The following is a 14,685-nucleotide window of genomic DNA, read 5'->3' on the forward strand; positions in this document are numbered from 1 at the left end:
CGGCCCTCGGCACCGTGGTGGTGGTACGCGGACCTGCCCGAGCCTACGAACGGCTAAACCCCGTTGCGCTTCGCCTCGTCTTCCCCTTTCAGCGGAACAGCGCTGGCCGGATCAACTCCGCTCAGTGTCGACGGCGACCCCGCGCGCGAAATCCGTGTAGATGTGCAGTGGACGGCCCAGCAGTCTGGTCAGGCGTTCGATGTCACCGGTCTCGGGGATCATGCCGTCGCTGACATAGCGTTCGGCCATCAGGCGCATCTCATAGGCCATCCACCGGGGCATGAACCCTGTCAGGTTCTGTTCGAACCCGCTTGGGTCATCGCCGCCATAGACGACCGGGCGGCTCAGGGCGTCCGACCAGATCGCGGCCAGGTCCGCGCCGGTCAGGGTGTCGGGGCCAACCAAGTTGATGGTCTCGTTGGGCAGTTTGCCAGGGGACTGCGCGCGGCGGACCAGTTCGATCGCGGCGACCTCGGCGATGTCGCGGATGTCGACCATGGCCACGCCCTTGCCGCCGATCGGCATCGGATAGACACCGAGGTTCAGGATGACGTCCTTGACCATCAGGTCGTTGTCGATGAAGTAGGCCGGGCGCAAGACCGTGGCGCTGAAGCCCATCTGCTCGATCATACGCTCAGCACCGGACTTCACCGCGAAATGCGGCACATTCACAAAGCGGTCGGCATGGATCACCGAAAGGTAGACGACCCGGTCGACGCCGCATTCACGGGCGATGTTCAGGGCGACCAGCGCCTGGGTGAACTCGTCGCCCGCCACCGCGTTGAGCAGGAACAGCGTGTTGACGCCCTTGAAGGCGGCGCGCAGCGCGTCGACGTCCAGCATGTCGCCCTTGGCAATTTCCACGCCGGCCGGAAAGTCGGCCTTAGCGGGATCTCGGACCAGGACGCGCACGTCGGCGCCGCGATTCAGGAGTTGCTGGACGACATGGCGGCCGACACGGCCGGTGGCGCCGGTAACGAGGATGGTCATGTGAGTATCTCCGGGTTGGGTGATTGGATGAATGGAGAAATGACCGATCCACAAGAAGGCCAATAGCCGCTATATCTGAACAGATCGTCTCATTGGTGGAACAGATGGACCTGCTTGCGCTTGCCGACTTCAACCTCGTCGCCCGGCATGGCGGCTTCGGCCGCGCCGCCCGTGCGGCGGACCGCCCCAAGGCCACGCTGTCGCGCCGGGTCGCCGATTTGGAAGCCGACCTGGGCCTACGCCTGTTCGAGCGTGGCGGGCGCACGCTGAAGCTGACGGAGGAGGGCCGGGCATTGTTCGAGCGGACGGGCATCCTGCTCACCGAGCTCGATGAGGCGGCGGCGGCGATCGCGTCTGGCGGCGAGGTCCCGCGCGGGCGTTTGCGGGTCAGCGCGCCGCTGCTGTTCTCCCAGACCGTCATGGGCAGGCTGGCGGCCGGCTTCGCGTGCAAGTTCCCCGAGGTCCGGTTGGAGGTGACGACGGACGACCGGCAAGTCGACCTGGTGGAGGAGGGCTACGATCTGGCAATCCGGGTGAATCCGGATCCGGACGAGACCCTGGTCGGCAAGGTCTTCCTCCGTGATCGCCTGGTGGTCGTGGCCAACCCCGGCTTGGCGTTGCCGCAGGACGGATCCACCGTTCGGGCCGTCGTGCGCGGCGCTGGTGATGGAGCGGAGACATGGGAGGTCATGACCGCGGAGGGAGTGTCCAGGCTCGCGGTTGACCCCGTGCTGAGACTGTCATCGCTGGTCATGGTCCGCGATGCGGTGCGGGCGGGCATCGGGGCTGCGCGCCTGCCCGTCTCGCTGGTGAGCAGGGACTTGGATGCAGGTCGGCTGGTGCATTGGGGTGACGTTGCTGGACCGGAGATCGCCCTGTGGGTCCTCTACCCATCCCGGCGGCTGCTCAGTGCCCGTGTCTCGGCCTTCCTCGATCATCTGAAGGTAGCATTTCCGAATGGCACGCCGGACGAACTCGCGATCTACATCGACTAAGAGGTCGACCTCCCGACCGGATGCCGACATCAGACGTCTTCTGTGCGGCGCTGCTGAATCGCCAACCACCGCGCTGATCTTGCTTCTATGCGCTGTGGTTTCGGATACGGCCTACAGTGGTGGGCGGAACGCCAGGATAGCGCCTGTGTTCAATTATCTTGCCGGATATTCGTGCGCATGTTGATCAGCAGGAGGAGCGTATGTCACGGAAGATCTTGATGGCGGCGACCGTGTTGATGATACCGTCGGCGGCGCTCGCTTCCTCCCCGTCGGCATGGGACGCCCTGAATGCCGATGTCGCCAGACGCTGCGCCGCCGCCAGCAAATTGGAGCAGGCGCGAAGCGGGCAGGTCATCGGTTTCGACGACACGCTCGGCAAGTTCGTGACCTTGGTGACGGGGAAGGGCAGGCTGGCTACGGGTAAGAAAGTTACCATCAGTATGCTGTGCGTCCACGATCCGCAGTCCGGTCGTACATGGGTCGCGGAGGCGCAGGGGTGGAAGTCACCGCTTGGGTGAGCTTGGGGTAAAAACACCTTTCCATTGTAGGATGCCGATCTCAGACTGTTCTGACTTCAGCGTGTCAGAAAGGAACGGCGATGACCAAGGAAGCAGCGGGCAAAGGTCCGGCAGTGAGCATGCTGGTCCGTCATGCCGGGAAACCGGCGGTCAGTGTCAACGGCGTCACCTATGCCGGCAAGAAGAGCGCGGATCACAGCGCAGGGCGGCGATGAAGGTCTGGGTGTAGTTCGGCACGCCAAAGTCTAGCGGAGATGTCATATGATCAGGGATGTGCATGGCTAAAGGCCATGCATAATTCAATTGTTTGCTTTTGAGGGGGGTCCGGTAAGCGCCCCATTTCAGCCTTCCCACCGTCCTGATGGCCGTCCTGTCTGCGGACATTGCGACGAGCATCTTTGACCTGCTATTCCAGGGATCGCAGCGGTACACATCCACAGGAGCATCTGGCCGGATTTACGGGTCTGCTCCAGGCCGATGCCTATGCCGGTTATGACCGGCTTTACGATGACACCCGCAAACCGGCACCGGTGACCGACGTCCTCTGCTGGGCCCACGCCAGGCGCAAATTCTTTGAATTGGCCGATATCGCCACCAAGGCCCGTCGCGGTGCCAAGGCGCCGGAGATCTCGCCTGTCGCCTTGGAGGCCGTAAAGCGCATCGACGTGCTGTTCGACCTGGAACGCACGATCAACGGTTCGACCATTGATGAACGGCTGGCCATCAGGCAGGCGAAGGCCAAGCCGCTGGTCGATGAACTGGAACACTGGATGCGTAATCAGCGCGCCGCAATGTCCCGGCATGCCACCGTAGCCAAGGCCCTGGACTATATGCTGACCAACTGGGAGCGGTTCGCCCGGTTCCTGACGGATGGCTGTCTCTGCCTGACAAACAATGCCGCTGAAAGAGCTTTGCGCGGTGTGGCTCTCCGGCGGCGGGTGTAGATGTTCGCCGGCAGCGACCGCGGCGGCCAACGTGCTGCGTTCATGTACAGCCTGATGGTCACCGGCAAGCTAAACGACATCGATCCCCAGGCTTGGCTGGCCGATGTTGTCCTGGCCCGCATCAACGATCTGCCCCAAACCCGCCTCCACGAGCTGCTCCCCTGGCAATGGAAGCAGCGTCGGGAAGACCAGAAGGCAACCGCAGCCTGAGCCGAACTATGCAGCTATCGCCGAAGCACCCGCGGCCCTCACCGGATGCGTACGATGTTTCTCAGGGGCGTGGATATGATCGCGAGTTGCCATTCTTCAAACCACTTGAGCGAGAGGCAGCTCTCACAGTTTTTAGACTGAACCCACCAGTCAGCTTCCGGCACCCCATGACAGCCGATACGAGCATGATTCTTGGTGTACACAAGGAGTTGACGAAGCACAGACATCCGGCCTGCTTCTCAATGAAATGTCAAATCAAGATCTGTTTTCAATATCTCGAACTAATATGCCTTCTGATCTTGTGGTCTTTTGCATGGCCCCGTTCACACCATTTGCTCCGAATCAGGCTAGGTTGGTCCCCAATTTCCGTTCGTCCCTATTCCAATTTTTTGACCTGAAGTCACTCGATTTTCAAGGTGTTGAAGCGACCTGTAACCATGTGTAGGTTTAATGTCGAGTATCTTTTATTTTATCTTGAAAAGTCTTTCGGAGCTTCATACCTAGGGCAATATGTTCGGAATTGCGAGGGGGAGGGAATTCCGTGGCGGATTTTTTTGAAATAGATTTCTTGGGCGTCGAAACCAAGAAAAGTGGCGATGCGATAGCAATTCGCTACGAGACGGAAGGAAAGACAACTATCCACGTGGTGGATGGAGGTTATACGACTAGCGGGGAGAGACTCCGCGACCTCATCAACAAGTACTATAGCAATCCACCATTCATTGATCGCGTGATTGCAACGCACAACGACGGGGACCACGCGCGTGGTCTGATTGCAATTCTCGAACATTTTGACGTCGGCGAACTCTGGATGCTCTGCCCGTGGCACTATGCCGACGAGCTCATCGATCAATTTACGACCTATAGCAGTGTTAAGCATCTGCGGGACCGGCTTCGAAACGCCTATGCTAACCTCGCCGCACTTGAGGATATCGCGATCAAGAAGGGCATCCCTATCTATGAGCCGTTCCAAGGCGCACGGATTGGCGCATTCCACGTCATGGCTCCCACGCGTAAGCGCTACCTTGAACTCATTTTGACTTCGAATAAAACTCCCGCAAGCGTTGCGGTTGAGGAAACCGCTATCGATAGCATCCTAAATGCTTTCGTAGAAAAGGCAAAGTCAGCTGTCTCGTTGCTCCAAGCGGCCTGGGGTGGGGAAGCCTTTCCAGCAGAAGATACGAGCAATGAAAACGAAATGAGTGTGGTCCAGTACGCGGTGCTGAACGGCAAGAAGATCCTGCTGACCGCTGATACAGGACGGGGCGGTCTGCAGGAAGTCATCGACTATGCGCCATATGTCGGTTTGGAGCTCCCGGGGATCGACAAGTTTCAGGTTCCGCACCACGGTGGACGCCGCAATGTGAATGCGGATTTGTTGAACGCGATTGTTGGCCCGATTTTGCCGAAACAGCAGCAAAAAGGACATTTTCACGCTTACATCAGTTCGGCGAAAGAGGATGAAGATCATCCCCGTAAAGTCGTTCAGCGTGCACTTATTCATCGTGGTGCAGATCTTCACATGACCGAGGGCCGAAACATCTGCACGTGGGGCGGTACCCGTCCCACACGGCCAGACTACACGCCGCTTGTGCCTTCCGCGTACCCCGACTCCTATGAGAAGGTTTGACGATGGCGATACCAATCCCAACCGATATCGCACAAATGTTTGACAGCTATGGCCGGCAGGCCAGGCTATTCCCCGGTCTCCTAACGATCTTTCCTCCCCTTCTCGCTGGGTTGGCATGGTTCCCGTCGTTTCTGCTTTCCAACGTCGCAGCTACACTTCTTACATTGGCGATGGCGTGCGGCCTCTTGTACGCTCTCGGCTCTTACGCTCGCACTAAGGGCAAGCGGATTGAGTCGAAGCTCGTGAAGAGCTGGGGCGGCTGGCCTACGACACTGCTATTGCGGCACGATAGCGAACTAGATGAGCACACGCGACTGCGGTACCTCAAATATCTAGCAAGAGAAGTTCCCGGAAACTTGACCTTCCCCACTGTTCAAGAGGAACAGACGAGTCCCGCAGGTGCCAATGCGACTTATGATTCAGCGGTGCGATGGTTGAAAGAAAGTGCTCGTGGCAAAGAGTTTGCGATGGTGCACCTGGAGAATGCGCAATACGGATTCCGCCGCAATCTGCGGGGCCTCAAGCCTTTTGCGCTTACTCTTTGCGTCCTGACCTTGATCATTATGACGCTTGCGATCCTTACCAAGGTACCTGGTCTTGTGGAGTTTGTAAGGACCAGTAATTTGGCCGCGCTAGCGAAAGTAGTATCCGATCTCGGACCCGCTATCCTGTCGGCATTTGTGATCAACGTGTTCGCAGTACTTGTGTGGGTTTTTGTCGTGACTAATCGCTGGGTACGGGAAGCCGGGAATCAGTATGCATACGCTCTACTCGCTGTGTGTGATATGAAGCCCAGCACTTTGACAAAGGGTAAGAAGACTGTTTAGTTGTGAGGGGTCAGCTCACTTGGGCTTCATAGCGATGGGTCTGGCATGGGCGCTTCATGTCGGTCTTGAGGGTTCCGGGTTTACATTAAGCGATTGTTGTTAGACTTAAAGAGTAAGCATCCGGCGCAGGCCCATTCAGGCATTTGCCTTCCAGTTCCATGGCAATAGGTCGGCGATGGCCTTTGCGGGATGGTCGTGGATGCGGGCGAGGGTGTCGGCGAGCCAGGCTTGGGGATCGACGTCGTTGAGCTTTGCGGTCTCGATGAGGGTGTATATGGCGGCAGCCCTGTTGCCGCCGGCATCGGAGCCGCAGAAGGTCCAATTCCGGCGTCCGACGGCGATGCCGCGCAGGGCGCGTTCGGCGGCATTGTTCGACAGGCAGATGCGCCCATCCTCCAGGAACCGGGTCATGGCGCCCCAACGTTTCAAGGCATAATCCATGGCCTTGGCAGGATCCGACTTGGGCGACAGACTGGCACGGGCGTGGCGCAGACATTGCTCCAGATCGTCGATCAGGGGACGGCTTTTCTCCTGGCGGGTTTCGGCACGTTCCGCGATGGCGCGACCGTTGATGGTGCGCTCGATGGCGAACAACGCGTCGATGCGCTTCACGGCCTCGGCTGCAAGGGGTGACTTTCCATCCTTGGCCAGATCAAAGAACCGGCGGCGGACATGGCTCCAACATCCGGCCTCCAGGAGGGGACCGGGCTTGCGGGCGGGGTCGTAGAGGCCGGCATAGCCGCTATAGGCGTCGGCCTGGAATATTCCGGCCCAGCCGGCAAGGTGGCGCTGCGGATGCTCGCCGGCACGGGTGCGGGCATAATGGTAGAGGGCGGCGGGAGGATCGCTACCGCCGAACGGTCGATCATCCCGCACATAGACCCATAGTCGGCCGGTGGCGGCCTTGCCCTTAGCCAGAACCGGCACCGGCGTGTCATCGCCATGGAGACGATCAGCCGCCAGAACGTGGGAGCGTATCGCCGCCACCAGCGGGGCCAGGGTTGCCGCCGCCGCGCCGACCCAGTCGGCCAGAGTGGAAACGTCCAGGTCGACCCCTTCCCGGGCATAGGCGGCACTCTGCCGGTGCAGCGGCAGATGTTGGGCATATTTCCCGGCCAGCACCATGGCCAGCAGGTTCGGCCCGGCCCGGCCACGCCGGATCGGATGGGAGGGCGCCGGCGTCTGGCTCACCGCCTCGCAGGACCGGCAGGCGAACTTCTCCCGCACATGCTGCACCACCTTCCAGCGGCGGGGTTCGCATTCCAGGCTTTCCAGCACGTCCTCGCCGATCTTACGCAAGGCATCGCCGCCGCAGCGCTCGCAGACACAAGGCCCCGGATGCACGATCCGCTCCCGTGGCAGCGCCTCTGGCAGCGGCCGCCGGGCCGGCTTGCGCGGCGTGCCGGCAAGGGTGGGGGCGGGCGTGCTGAGTTCGCCGGCCACCTCTTTCTCGGCGCTGGTCTCCTCCAACTCCTCCAGTTGCAGTTCCAACTGCTCCACCAGCAGCCGGCCCCGCTCCGAGGATTGGCCGTAAAGCTCCCGCCGGGCCTTGGCCAGGGCCAGACGCAGCCGTTCAATCTCGATCGCCCGTTCGCCGGCCTGTTGGCGCGCCGTCGGCCAATTCCCCCTGCAACGCCAGGATCAGCGCATGGGCCGCCGCCAGGTCGGCGGGCAGGGTGTTGGCAGCGAGGGCAGGAGGATTGGGGCTGGACATGGAGGCATTGAATCATGCCCACGCCCTCTTGTCTGCAGCTTTTCAGCCCGCCCGTTCGGGCCGGGCCGTGTGTTGCGGCAGCCGCCAGTCGATCCCTTCCAACAGATAGCCCAACTGGGCCGGGCTCAGCGTCACCGCCCCGTCCACCACCGACGGCCAGATGAACCGGCCGCGCTCCAGGCGCTTGGTGAACAGACAAGCCCCCTGGCCGTCATGCCAGATGACCTTCACCAGGTCGCCGCGGCGACCGCGAAAGACGAACAGGTGACCGCCATGGGGATCGCGCCCCAGAACCTCCTGGACCTGTCGGGCAAGGCTGTCGAAACCCTTGCGCATGTCCGTCCGGCCCGTCGCCAGCCACACATGCACCCCCGGCGGGATCGGGATCATCCAGCATCTCCGGCTGCCCGGATCACCGCCTTGGCCAGCGCCAGATCCACCGACCCCCGCAGCCGCACCTCGACCCCGCCGGGCAGAAGCACCGAGATCTCCGCGACCAATGCTGCGGGTGGGCTGGGGGCTGGTATCGTCGCCTCCACGACCGGCACGGCCATCGGCTCATCCACAGGCGCAAGCTGGACCGGCGCGAACACCGGAACCGGACTGTCGACCGTCGAAACCGATGCGCCCAATTGCCGACGCCACCGGTATAGCAGGCTCTCGTGGACCCCGAACCGCCGGGCAACCTCCTTGACCACAATGCCGGGCCTGAACGCCGCCTCCACCAGCCGGGCCTTCTCCGCGTCCGACCACTTTCGACGCCGCTCGGTGCCCGTCAGAACTTCCAGCCGCTGATAAGCCATCACGTTTGCCACTCGTTTGCGTCCGCGCTATCGCGCTTACGCAAAGACTCCCAGCTACCGACCACCAAACACAAGGCGGCTCACACCGGACGCGTACGCTTGGTTCGGCCTTATTGAAGGACGACCGACATGACGGGACAGAGGAAGCGATATTCAGCTGATTTCAAGGCGAAGGTGGCACTGGAGGCGATCCGGGGCGAGTTGACGATGGCGCAGCTTGTGTCGAAGCATGGTGTTCACCAGACGATGATCAACGCTTGGCGTAAGCAGGCGATCGAGGGGATGGCGGCGTCGTTTTCTGGCAAGGCCGAGGCCACGCCGCTGGTTGAGGCGGCCGAGATTGACCGGCTGCATGCCAAGATCGGTCAGTTGGTTGTGGAGCGGGATTTTTTGCGCAAGGCCTCCGGTCGATGAGCGCCGGTCGGAGGCGGGAGATGGTGGATCGGTCACATCCTGGCTTGTCGGTTGTCCGACAATGCGCCCTGCTGTCGATCAGCCGGTCACATTATTACGGGCCGGTACGGGGCGAGAGTGCTGAGAACCTAGCGCTGATGCGGCTGATCGATGCCCAGTTCCTGGAAACGCCCTGGTACGGGAGCCGGCAGATGACCCATCATCTGCGGCGCCAGGGTCATGTCGTCAATCGCAAGCGGGTGCGCCGGCTGATGGGCCGGATGGGGTTGGCAGCCATCTACCAGCGGCCAAAGACCAGCGTTCCCCACCCAGAGCACAAGATCTGGCCCTACTTGCTGCGGGATATGACCATCGACCGGCCGGACCATGTCTGGTGTACGGACATCACCTACATTCCCATGCGACGGGGTTTCCTGTACCTGATCGCCGTGATGGACTGGGCATCGCGCAGGGTGCTGGCCTGGAGGCTATCCAACAGCATGGACATTGATTTCTGCCTGGAGGCCCTGCGGGATGCCATGGCCCGACACGGCAAACCGGAAATCTTCAACACCGACAGTCAGTGTATCGAGGCCAGCTATCGGATTGGTCTCACTCCTACTGCGATAGGGCCTATCTTGGCTGACACCGCAAGGCATCTCGACGCGGCGTGACCCGAACACCGATCGACCCACGACCCGTGTCTTTCCCTGGAACTGTCGGCCGTACGAGATGCTTTGCGGCGAGGTTTCGCCTCGCTGGCGCATGTGACCCGAGAAGGGCCTGACATTCTGTCACGTGACTGTCTTGTCCAGGCGTCCCGCCCTGCGAAACCGCTCACCATCTCGATCAATGGTTTCGAAGGGGGCATGATGGTGTTGATTGAAGCTGAACGGACCCGCCGGATCGTCGGTGGCGTCGATACGCACAAGGACCTCCACGTCGCCGCCGTCGTCGATGAAAGCGACAAACTGCTTGGCACCAGCAGTTTCGCGACCACAAGGCAGGGCTATCGCCAAATGGTGACCTGGATGCGGTCCTTCGGCACACTCCACCGCGTGGGGGTCGAGGCCACCGGCACCTATGGTGCTGGCCTGTTACGCCATCTTCAGGCCGCAGGGATAGAAGTCCTGGAAGTGACGTCACCGGACAAGGTTGATCGGCGACGACGTGGCAAGAGCGACGATCTCGATGCCGAAGCTGCGGCCCACGCCGCCTTTACCGGTAAGCGTGTTGCCACGCCGAAGCGGCGCGATGGCATGATCGAAGCCCTGCGTGTTCTCAAGTCCTGCCGGAATACGGCGGTGGCAGCACGTCGCGTTACCCTTCAGATGATCAGCAGTACCATTGTCGCGGCGCCGGAGGAATTGCGTGACATGTTGCGGACAATGACACGCATGCGACTTGTCCGGACATTGGCTGCTTGGCGGCCCGATCTCACAGACTATCGCAACCCGCTCTCAGCCTATCGGATCGCGCTGAAATCCCTCGCCCGGCGATATGTCGAATTGCATGATGAGATCGCCGAACTTGATACCATGATCGCAAGTATTGTCGGTGAACTCGTCCCCGACCTGGTCGCGCGCAATGCCATCGGCCATGAGACGGCGGCTCAGCTTCTCATCACCGCCGGTGACAATCCGGAGCGGCTGTCCTCTGAGGCCAGCTTTGCTGCGCTTTGCGGAGTAAGCCCTGTTCCGGCATCGTCCGGGAAAATAGTCAGGCATCGATTGAACCGCGGTGGGGACCGAGCCGCCAACAGCGCCCTGCACATTATCGCCATCGGTCGTCTTCGGACTGACAGTCGGACCCAGGCCTATGTTGCCCGCCGGATAGCTGACGGGCACTCCAAGTTAGAAGCTATTCGCTGCCTCAAGCGCTACATCGCCCGGGAGGTCTTTACCATCATCCGAAGGCGACAGCGTGACATCAACGAGACACAGCTCGCTGCTTGACACATAGAAGGGCTTCCAGGGCGGCCAATTCACCAGCCCGAGGTTCACCGGCATCTTGACCGATGCCGGTATCAAGGTTTCCATGGATGGAAGAGGCCGCTGGATGGACAATTTGTTCATCGAACGGCTCTGGCGGTCACTGAAATACGAATGCGTCTATCTCCACGCTTTCGAGACCGGCAGCGAGGCCAGGGCCGGGATCGGACGCTGGATCGATTACTACAATAACCAACGCCCACATTCCGCGCTCGGGGGACAGACACCCGACGAGGCATACAGGCAAAGGGCGGACAGACTGTGTTTGGCGGCGTGAACTGAACAGGACCAAGCTTAACGCCGAACAAAAACTGTCCGCTCACCGGGGACCAGCTCTCCGTCCGGCGGGCCCAAGGCGCCAGAACCTTGGGATCGAAGCGCCTGTGAATACGCGGCGCCCGCAGAGCACGGCATCGCAGAAGAAACGGCGGGCCCGCAGCACAAGCTCAACACGTCGACCGGTTGTCTGCAGGTCCGCCAGCCGCCGATGATATCGGCTATGGATCCGACCAGACCGCGTTCCGCATCCGGGACAGGCGCTCATCGCCGTGACCGGGCTTATGGTAAGCCGCACCATTCCATCATCGTCGGTGATGTCCTTGATGGCCATGCCGGCAACGTCGAACATTGAGTGTGGTAAGCCTGAGCGCATCATGCTGATCCCTATGGAAAACGCACTCCAGAGGAATCCCGAATTTCATCAAAATTGAGTCAGAGCCACTTTTCCACGCCGGATAACAGCGTGTTATCGGCGCCGTGGCCGGCACCCTGATTGCCCGGGCGACCCAGGCCATTGCCTTCGGCGCAACGGCAGAGGATATCGCGCTGAGCTGCCACGCCCGTCCCACGCACCCGGAGGCGCTGAAAGAAGCGGCAATGGCGGCCGTTGGCAAACTGATTCATCTGTGAGGGATCAAGGGCGTCAGATCCCCTTGATCCCCTTCAGCACCATACCGGTGGACATGTCAGCGATCTCGTCGGCGCCCAGAGGGCCGGTGGGCTTCATCCAAGTATGGGTCCAGTTGATCATGCCGAAGAACAGCATTGCCGCCGTTCGCCGATGCGCGGCGTCGTGGATCAGCGGCGGATGCAGGGCCCCCAAGATTTCCTCGACCAGTGTCACCAGTGCGCGCTGGCCGGCCACTATCTCTGCCCGGCGTTTCGGGGGCAGATGCGCCAAATCGTTCAGCAGCACCTTCTGCCGCGACGCGGCGCCGATATAGAGTCTCATGAACCGCCGCGCCAGTTCCCGCAGGCGGACGGCGGGGTCTGGACCCATGGCGGCGACATCCGTTGCGGCCGACGTCAATTGTTCGACATGCGAGGCCATGACGGCGTGAAGGATATCCTCCTTTGACGGATAATAATGGTATATCAGCGACTTGGAGGTCTGGCAGGCTTCTGCCAGGTCGGCGACGGAACTGCCCAGGTAGCCCTTCACCGCGAAGAGGTCCGCCGCCCGGTCGATGATCGCCTCGCGCCGCTGCTCGTAATCTGCCGACTGCTTGCGTGCCATGCCCTACTCAACCCCGGAAACCCTCCTGCCGGTGATGAACCATAAGTCCTCCTCAGGCAACAGGAAATCAAGGAAGCAAGTCAATGCCCTGCTATAGTTTCGCCGGCCTCGTCCCCGTGGTCGACCCCGCGGCCTTCGTCCATCCCACGGCCGTCCTAATCGGTGACGTCATCGTCGGCCCCGGCTGCTATATCGGGCCCGGTGCCGCCCTGCGCGGCGATCTGGGCCGGCTAATCGTGCAGCGCGGGGCCAATGTCCAGGATAATTGCGTCATGCATTCCTTCCCCGGCAAGGAATGCGTGGTGGAGGAGGATGGGCATGTCGGCCATGGCGCCGTGCTGCATGGCTGCCGCGTCGGGCGCAATGCCCTGGTCGGCATGAATGCCGTCGTCATGGACAATGCGGTGGTGGGAGAGGAAGCCTTGGTGGCCGCCATGTCCTTCGTGAAGGCCGGGATGCAAATCCCGCCGCGCGTGATGGTGGCAGGTACTCCGGCCCGTGTGGTGCGCGAACTGACTAAAAAGGAGATCGAATGGAAAAGCCAGGGGACGGCCGAATATCGTGAGATCGCTCGCCGCTGCCTAGCCACGCTGGCCGAGGTGACGCCCCTGACGGAAATGGAGAGTGACCGCCCCCGGCTGGGGGGCGGCCATGTGACCCTGGCTGAGGCGCAGAGAAATTAGAAGCGGTGTCCATGCTGGGCTGATGGCGGCCGGGTTTGAGATGGTGCTGCTGGAAACCCGGCTTGTGAAGGCGGCGCTGTCGGCGATGACGGTGAAGACAGACCAGACGGACGCCCGTGGGATTGCGCGCATGGTGCGGATGGGCTGGTACCGGCCGGTGCATTGCAAGACGGCCAGCGCGCAGGAGGTGCGGGCGTTGCTGGTTGCACGCAAGCTTTTGGTGACCAAGCTCCTGGATCTGGAGTCCTGTATCGGCAGCATTCTGGGGGGCGGGCTGAAGACGGGTGCCGTGACCAAGCCCCGGTTCGAGGCCCGGGTCCGTGAACTGATCGCTGGGCATCATCCTATGCTGGGGCAGGTGATGACGCCGATGCTGGCCGCGCGCGGCGCCATGCGGACGGAGCTTACCAAGCTACACCAGCATCTGATGACGGTTCCCGGCGTCGGGCCGTTTGTGGCGTTGACCTTCCGCTCGGCGGTAGACAACCCGGCCGGGCTCGCCAATTCGAAGGCGGTAGGCGCACATTTCGGTCTCACACCGACTAAGTATCAGTCGGGTGAGACCGATGTGACTGAGCGGATCAGCAAGGTCGGCGACGACATGGTAAGCACGGCCTTCTTCGAGGCATCCAGCGCGATGCTGCGTCAGAATATGCGCTTCTCCAGCCTGAAGCGGCGGGCGATGGAGATTGCCAAGCGCCGGGGGGCTGAAGCGAGCGAAGGTGGCGCTAGCCAGAAAGCTCGCCACCGTCCTGCATCGCAGGTGGGGTGACGGTACGATCTTCCGCTGGGGCAAGGAGGCGGCGATGGCAGCCTAAAACGAAACTGAGTTCGGGCGGGGGTGCTCCCGCCCTCATGAGGACCCGACGCCAGGACGCGGGAACCGGTGAACCCGCTTTCCGGGCAGTGCGACGATCAAGGTCGGAAGCACGCGTTTTAGATCGGCTCGCCGGTTCCTCTTTGACCCCATGATGTGGGGGCGTTGGTGCCGACCACGGACAGAAGCATGAACTCGGCGGCGTGACGTTCGCTCAGGAGGCTTGACACCGAGAGGCCCCATGCAGAAGATCAGTGAGTGCTGGCGTTAGCACCCAAACTCCACAGCTGATCAAAGGGTTAGGGCTACACCCGCCAGCTTGACGAATCTGCCGGGTTAGGTCACTCCGCTTCCGTCACTACCAGAGTGACGATGTCGCGGGCGAAGCCCATCAGGTCCTTGCCCGCGGCCCGGTTCTCCGGCGATTTCATGGCCGCGTCGAAGCTGACCGCGTCGGCGTACTGCATCTCCACGATCATGAAGAAGGCGGGCTCACCGCCCATGGGCGAGGCCGTGACGCGGTTGACGATGGTACGCAGCAGGCCCGGCACCTTCTCCACCAGCGGCAGGTGGACCTCGTTGTAGTGCTTCAGGAAGGCCTCGACATCGTCGGGCTTGCGGTAGAGTGCGATCAGCTTCTTCATGGGGCGTGCC

The 14,685-nt window shown here is 61.5% G+C and carries 15 protein-coding genes and 4 pseudogenes; 12 read left to right on the forward strand and 7 right to left on the reverse strand.

Going from position 1 to position 14,685, the window contains the following annotated elements; all coding sequences use genetic code 11:
* Positions 1–111 precede the first annotated feature (111 nt).
* A complete protein-coding gene (locus tag CHU95_RS02385; RefSeq protein ID WP_094453370.1) occupies positions 112–990 on the reverse strand; it encodes an SDR family oxidoreductase in 879 nt (292 codons plus the stop codon).
* A 104-nt stretch (positions 991–1,094) separates the two neighbouring features.
* On the opposite strand from CHU95_RS02385, the gene CHU95_RS02390 reads away from it, so the two are divergent.
* The 6 genes and pseudogenes from CHU95_RS02390 to CHU95_RS02410 all read left to right on the forward strand — a co-directional run bounded on the left by CHU95_RS02390 (position 1,095) and on the right by CHU95_RS02410 (position 6,114).
* The gene (locus tag CHU95_RS02390; RefSeq protein ID WP_094453469.1) at positions 1,095–1,985 is read left to right on the forward strand and encodes a LysR family transcriptional regulator; all 891 of its coding nucleotides are present in this window, start codon (positions 1,095–1,097) and stop codon (positions 1,983–1,985) included.
* A gap of 200 nt (positions 1,986–2,185) precedes the next feature.
* Positions 2,186–2,503, forward strand: a complete 318-nt coding sequence (locus CHU95_RS02395; protein WP_094453372.1) for a hypothetical protein — start codon at positions 2,186–2,188, stop codon at positions 2,501–2,503.
* Positions 2,504–2,583: 80 nt separating this feature from the next.
* Complete coding sequence (locus CHU95_RS23010) at positions 2,584–2,718, forward strand: hypothetical protein (protein WP_281255140.1); 135 nt, start codon at positions 2,584–2,586, stop codon at positions 2,716–2,718.
* A 177-nt stretch (positions 2,719–2,895) separates the two neighbouring features.
* Positions 2,896–3,657: pseudogene (gene tnpC, locus CHU95_RS02400) on the forward strand (IS66 family transposase); the annotation flags it as partial.
* Positions 3,658–4,198: 541 nt separating this feature from the next.
* Positions 4,199–5,287: an MBL fold metallo-hydrolase gene (locus tag CHU95_RS02405; protein ID WP_094453374.1), complete on the forward strand. Its 1,089-nt coding sequence runs from the start codon at positions 4,199–4,201 to the stop codon at positions 5,285–5,287.
* A 2-nt stretch (positions 5,288–5,289) separates the two neighbouring features.
* Positions 5,290–6,114, forward strand: coding sequence for a hypothetical protein (locus CHU95_RS02410; protein ID WP_094453376.1), 825 nt, complete (start codon positions 5,290–5,292; stop codon positions 6,112–6,114).
* A 135-nt stretch (positions 6,115–6,249) separates the two neighbouring features.
* Here the strand turns inward: CHU95_RS02410 and tnpC (CHU95_RS02415) are convergent.
* The 3 genes from tnpC (CHU95_RS02415) to tnpA all read right to left on the reverse strand — a co-directional run bounded on the left by tnpC (CHU95_RS02415) (position 6,250) and on the right by tnpA (position 8,643).
* Positions 6,250–7,828 (reverse strand): IS66 family transposase gene (gene tnpC / locus CHU95_RS02415; protein ID WP_370466056.1). Its coding sequence is split into 2 segments (ribosomal slippage): positions 6,250–7,728 and positions 7,730–7,828, totalling 1,578 coding nucleotides; the frame shifts between segments, so codons are not numbered across the junction.
* Between the two features lie 42 nt (positions 7,829–7,870).
* Positions 7,871–8,218 carry an IS66 family insertion sequence element accessory protein TnpB gene (tnpB, locus tag CHU95_RS02420; protein WP_094453379.1) on the reverse strand — a complete coding sequence of 116 codons (348 nt, stop codon included), beginning with the start codon at positions 8,216–8,218 and terminating at the stop codon, positions 7,871–7,873.
* Positions 8,215–8,643 (reverse strand): IS66-like element accessory protein TnpA, encoded by a 429-nt coding sequence (tnpA, locus tag CHU95_RS02425; protein WP_165771967.1) that lies wholly within the window; start codon positions 8,641–8,643, stop codon positions 8,215–8,217. The genes tnpB and tnpA overlap by 4 nt, the downstream gene beginning before the upstream one ends.
* 117 nt (positions 8,644–8,760) lie before the next feature.
* Here tnpA and CHU95_RS02430 point away from each other — a divergent pair.
* The 3 genes and pseudogenes from CHU95_RS02430 to CHU95_RS02440 form a co-directional block, all read left to right on the forward strand.
* A pseudogene (locus CHU95_RS02430) lies at positions 8,761–9,656 on the forward strand (IS3 family transposase); the annotation flags it as partial.
* A gap of 243 nt (positions 9,657–9,899) precedes the next feature.
* The gene (locus CHU95_RS02435; protein ID WP_425435932.1) at positions 9,900–10,979 is read left to right on the forward strand and encodes an IS110 family RNA-guided transposase; all 1,080 of its coding nucleotides are present in this window, start codon (positions 9,900–9,902) and stop codon (positions 10,977–10,979) included.
* A gap of 16 nt (positions 10,980–10,995) precedes the next feature.
* Positions 10,996–11,292 (forward strand): annotated as a pseudogene (locus CHU95_RS02440) (transposase); the annotation flags it as partial.
* Between the two features lie 42 nt (positions 11,293–11,334).
* Here CHU95_RS02440 and CHU95_RS23180 read toward each other — a convergent pair.
* A complete protein-coding gene (locus CHU95_RS23180; RefSeq protein ID WP_094453383.1) occupies positions 11,335–11,670 on the reverse strand; it encodes a transposase family protein in 336 nt (111 codons plus the stop codon).
* Positions 11,671–11,771: 101 nt separating this feature from the next.
* Between CHU95_RS23180 and CHU95_RS02450 the strand changes: the two genes are divergently transcribed.
* Positions 11,772–11,924, forward strand: coding sequence for a hypothetical protein (locus CHU95_RS02450; protein WP_245837827.1), 153 nt, complete (start codon positions 11,772–11,774; stop codon positions 11,922–11,924).
* A gap of 13 nt (positions 11,925–11,937) precedes the next feature.
* Here CHU95_RS02450 and CHU95_RS02455 read toward each other — a convergent pair whose 3' ends face one another.
* Positions 11,938–12,531 carry a TetR/AcrR family transcriptional regulator gene (locus CHU95_RS02455; protein ID WP_094453387.1) on the reverse strand — a complete coding sequence of 198 codons (594 nt, stop codon included), beginning with the start codon at positions 12,529–12,531 and terminating at the stop codon, positions 11,938–11,940.
* Positions 12,532–12,614: 83 nt separating this feature from the next.
* Between CHU95_RS02455 and CHU95_RS02460 the strand changes: the two genes are divergently transcribed.
* On the forward strand, positions 12,615–13,214 hold the full coding sequence (locus CHU95_RS02460) for a phenylacetic acid degradation protein PaaY (protein ID WP_094453389.1): 600 nt from the start codon (positions 12,615–12,617) through the stop codon (positions 13,212–13,214).
* A 7-nt stretch (positions 13,215–13,221) separates the two neighbouring features.
* Positions 13,222–14,032: pseudogene (locus CHU95_RS02465) on the forward strand (IS110 family RNA-guided transposase); the annotation flags it as partial.
* A 340-nt stretch (positions 14,033–14,372) separates the two neighbouring features.
* On the opposite strand, the gene CHU95_RS02470 reads toward CHU95_RS02465, so the two are convergent.
* Positions 14,373–14,675, reverse strand: a complete 303-nt coding sequence (locus CHU95_RS02470) for an EthD family reductase (RefSeq protein WP_094453393.1) — start codon at positions 14,673–14,675, stop codon at positions 14,373–14,375.
* Between the last annotated feature and the right edge of the window lie 10 nt (positions 14,676–14,685).

The organism is Niveispirillum lacus, from assembly GCF_002251795.1.
In the GTDB taxonomy this organism is placed as follows: Bacteria; Pseudomonadota; Alphaproteobacteria; order Azospirillales; family Azospirillaceae; genus Niveispirillum; species Niveispirillum lacus.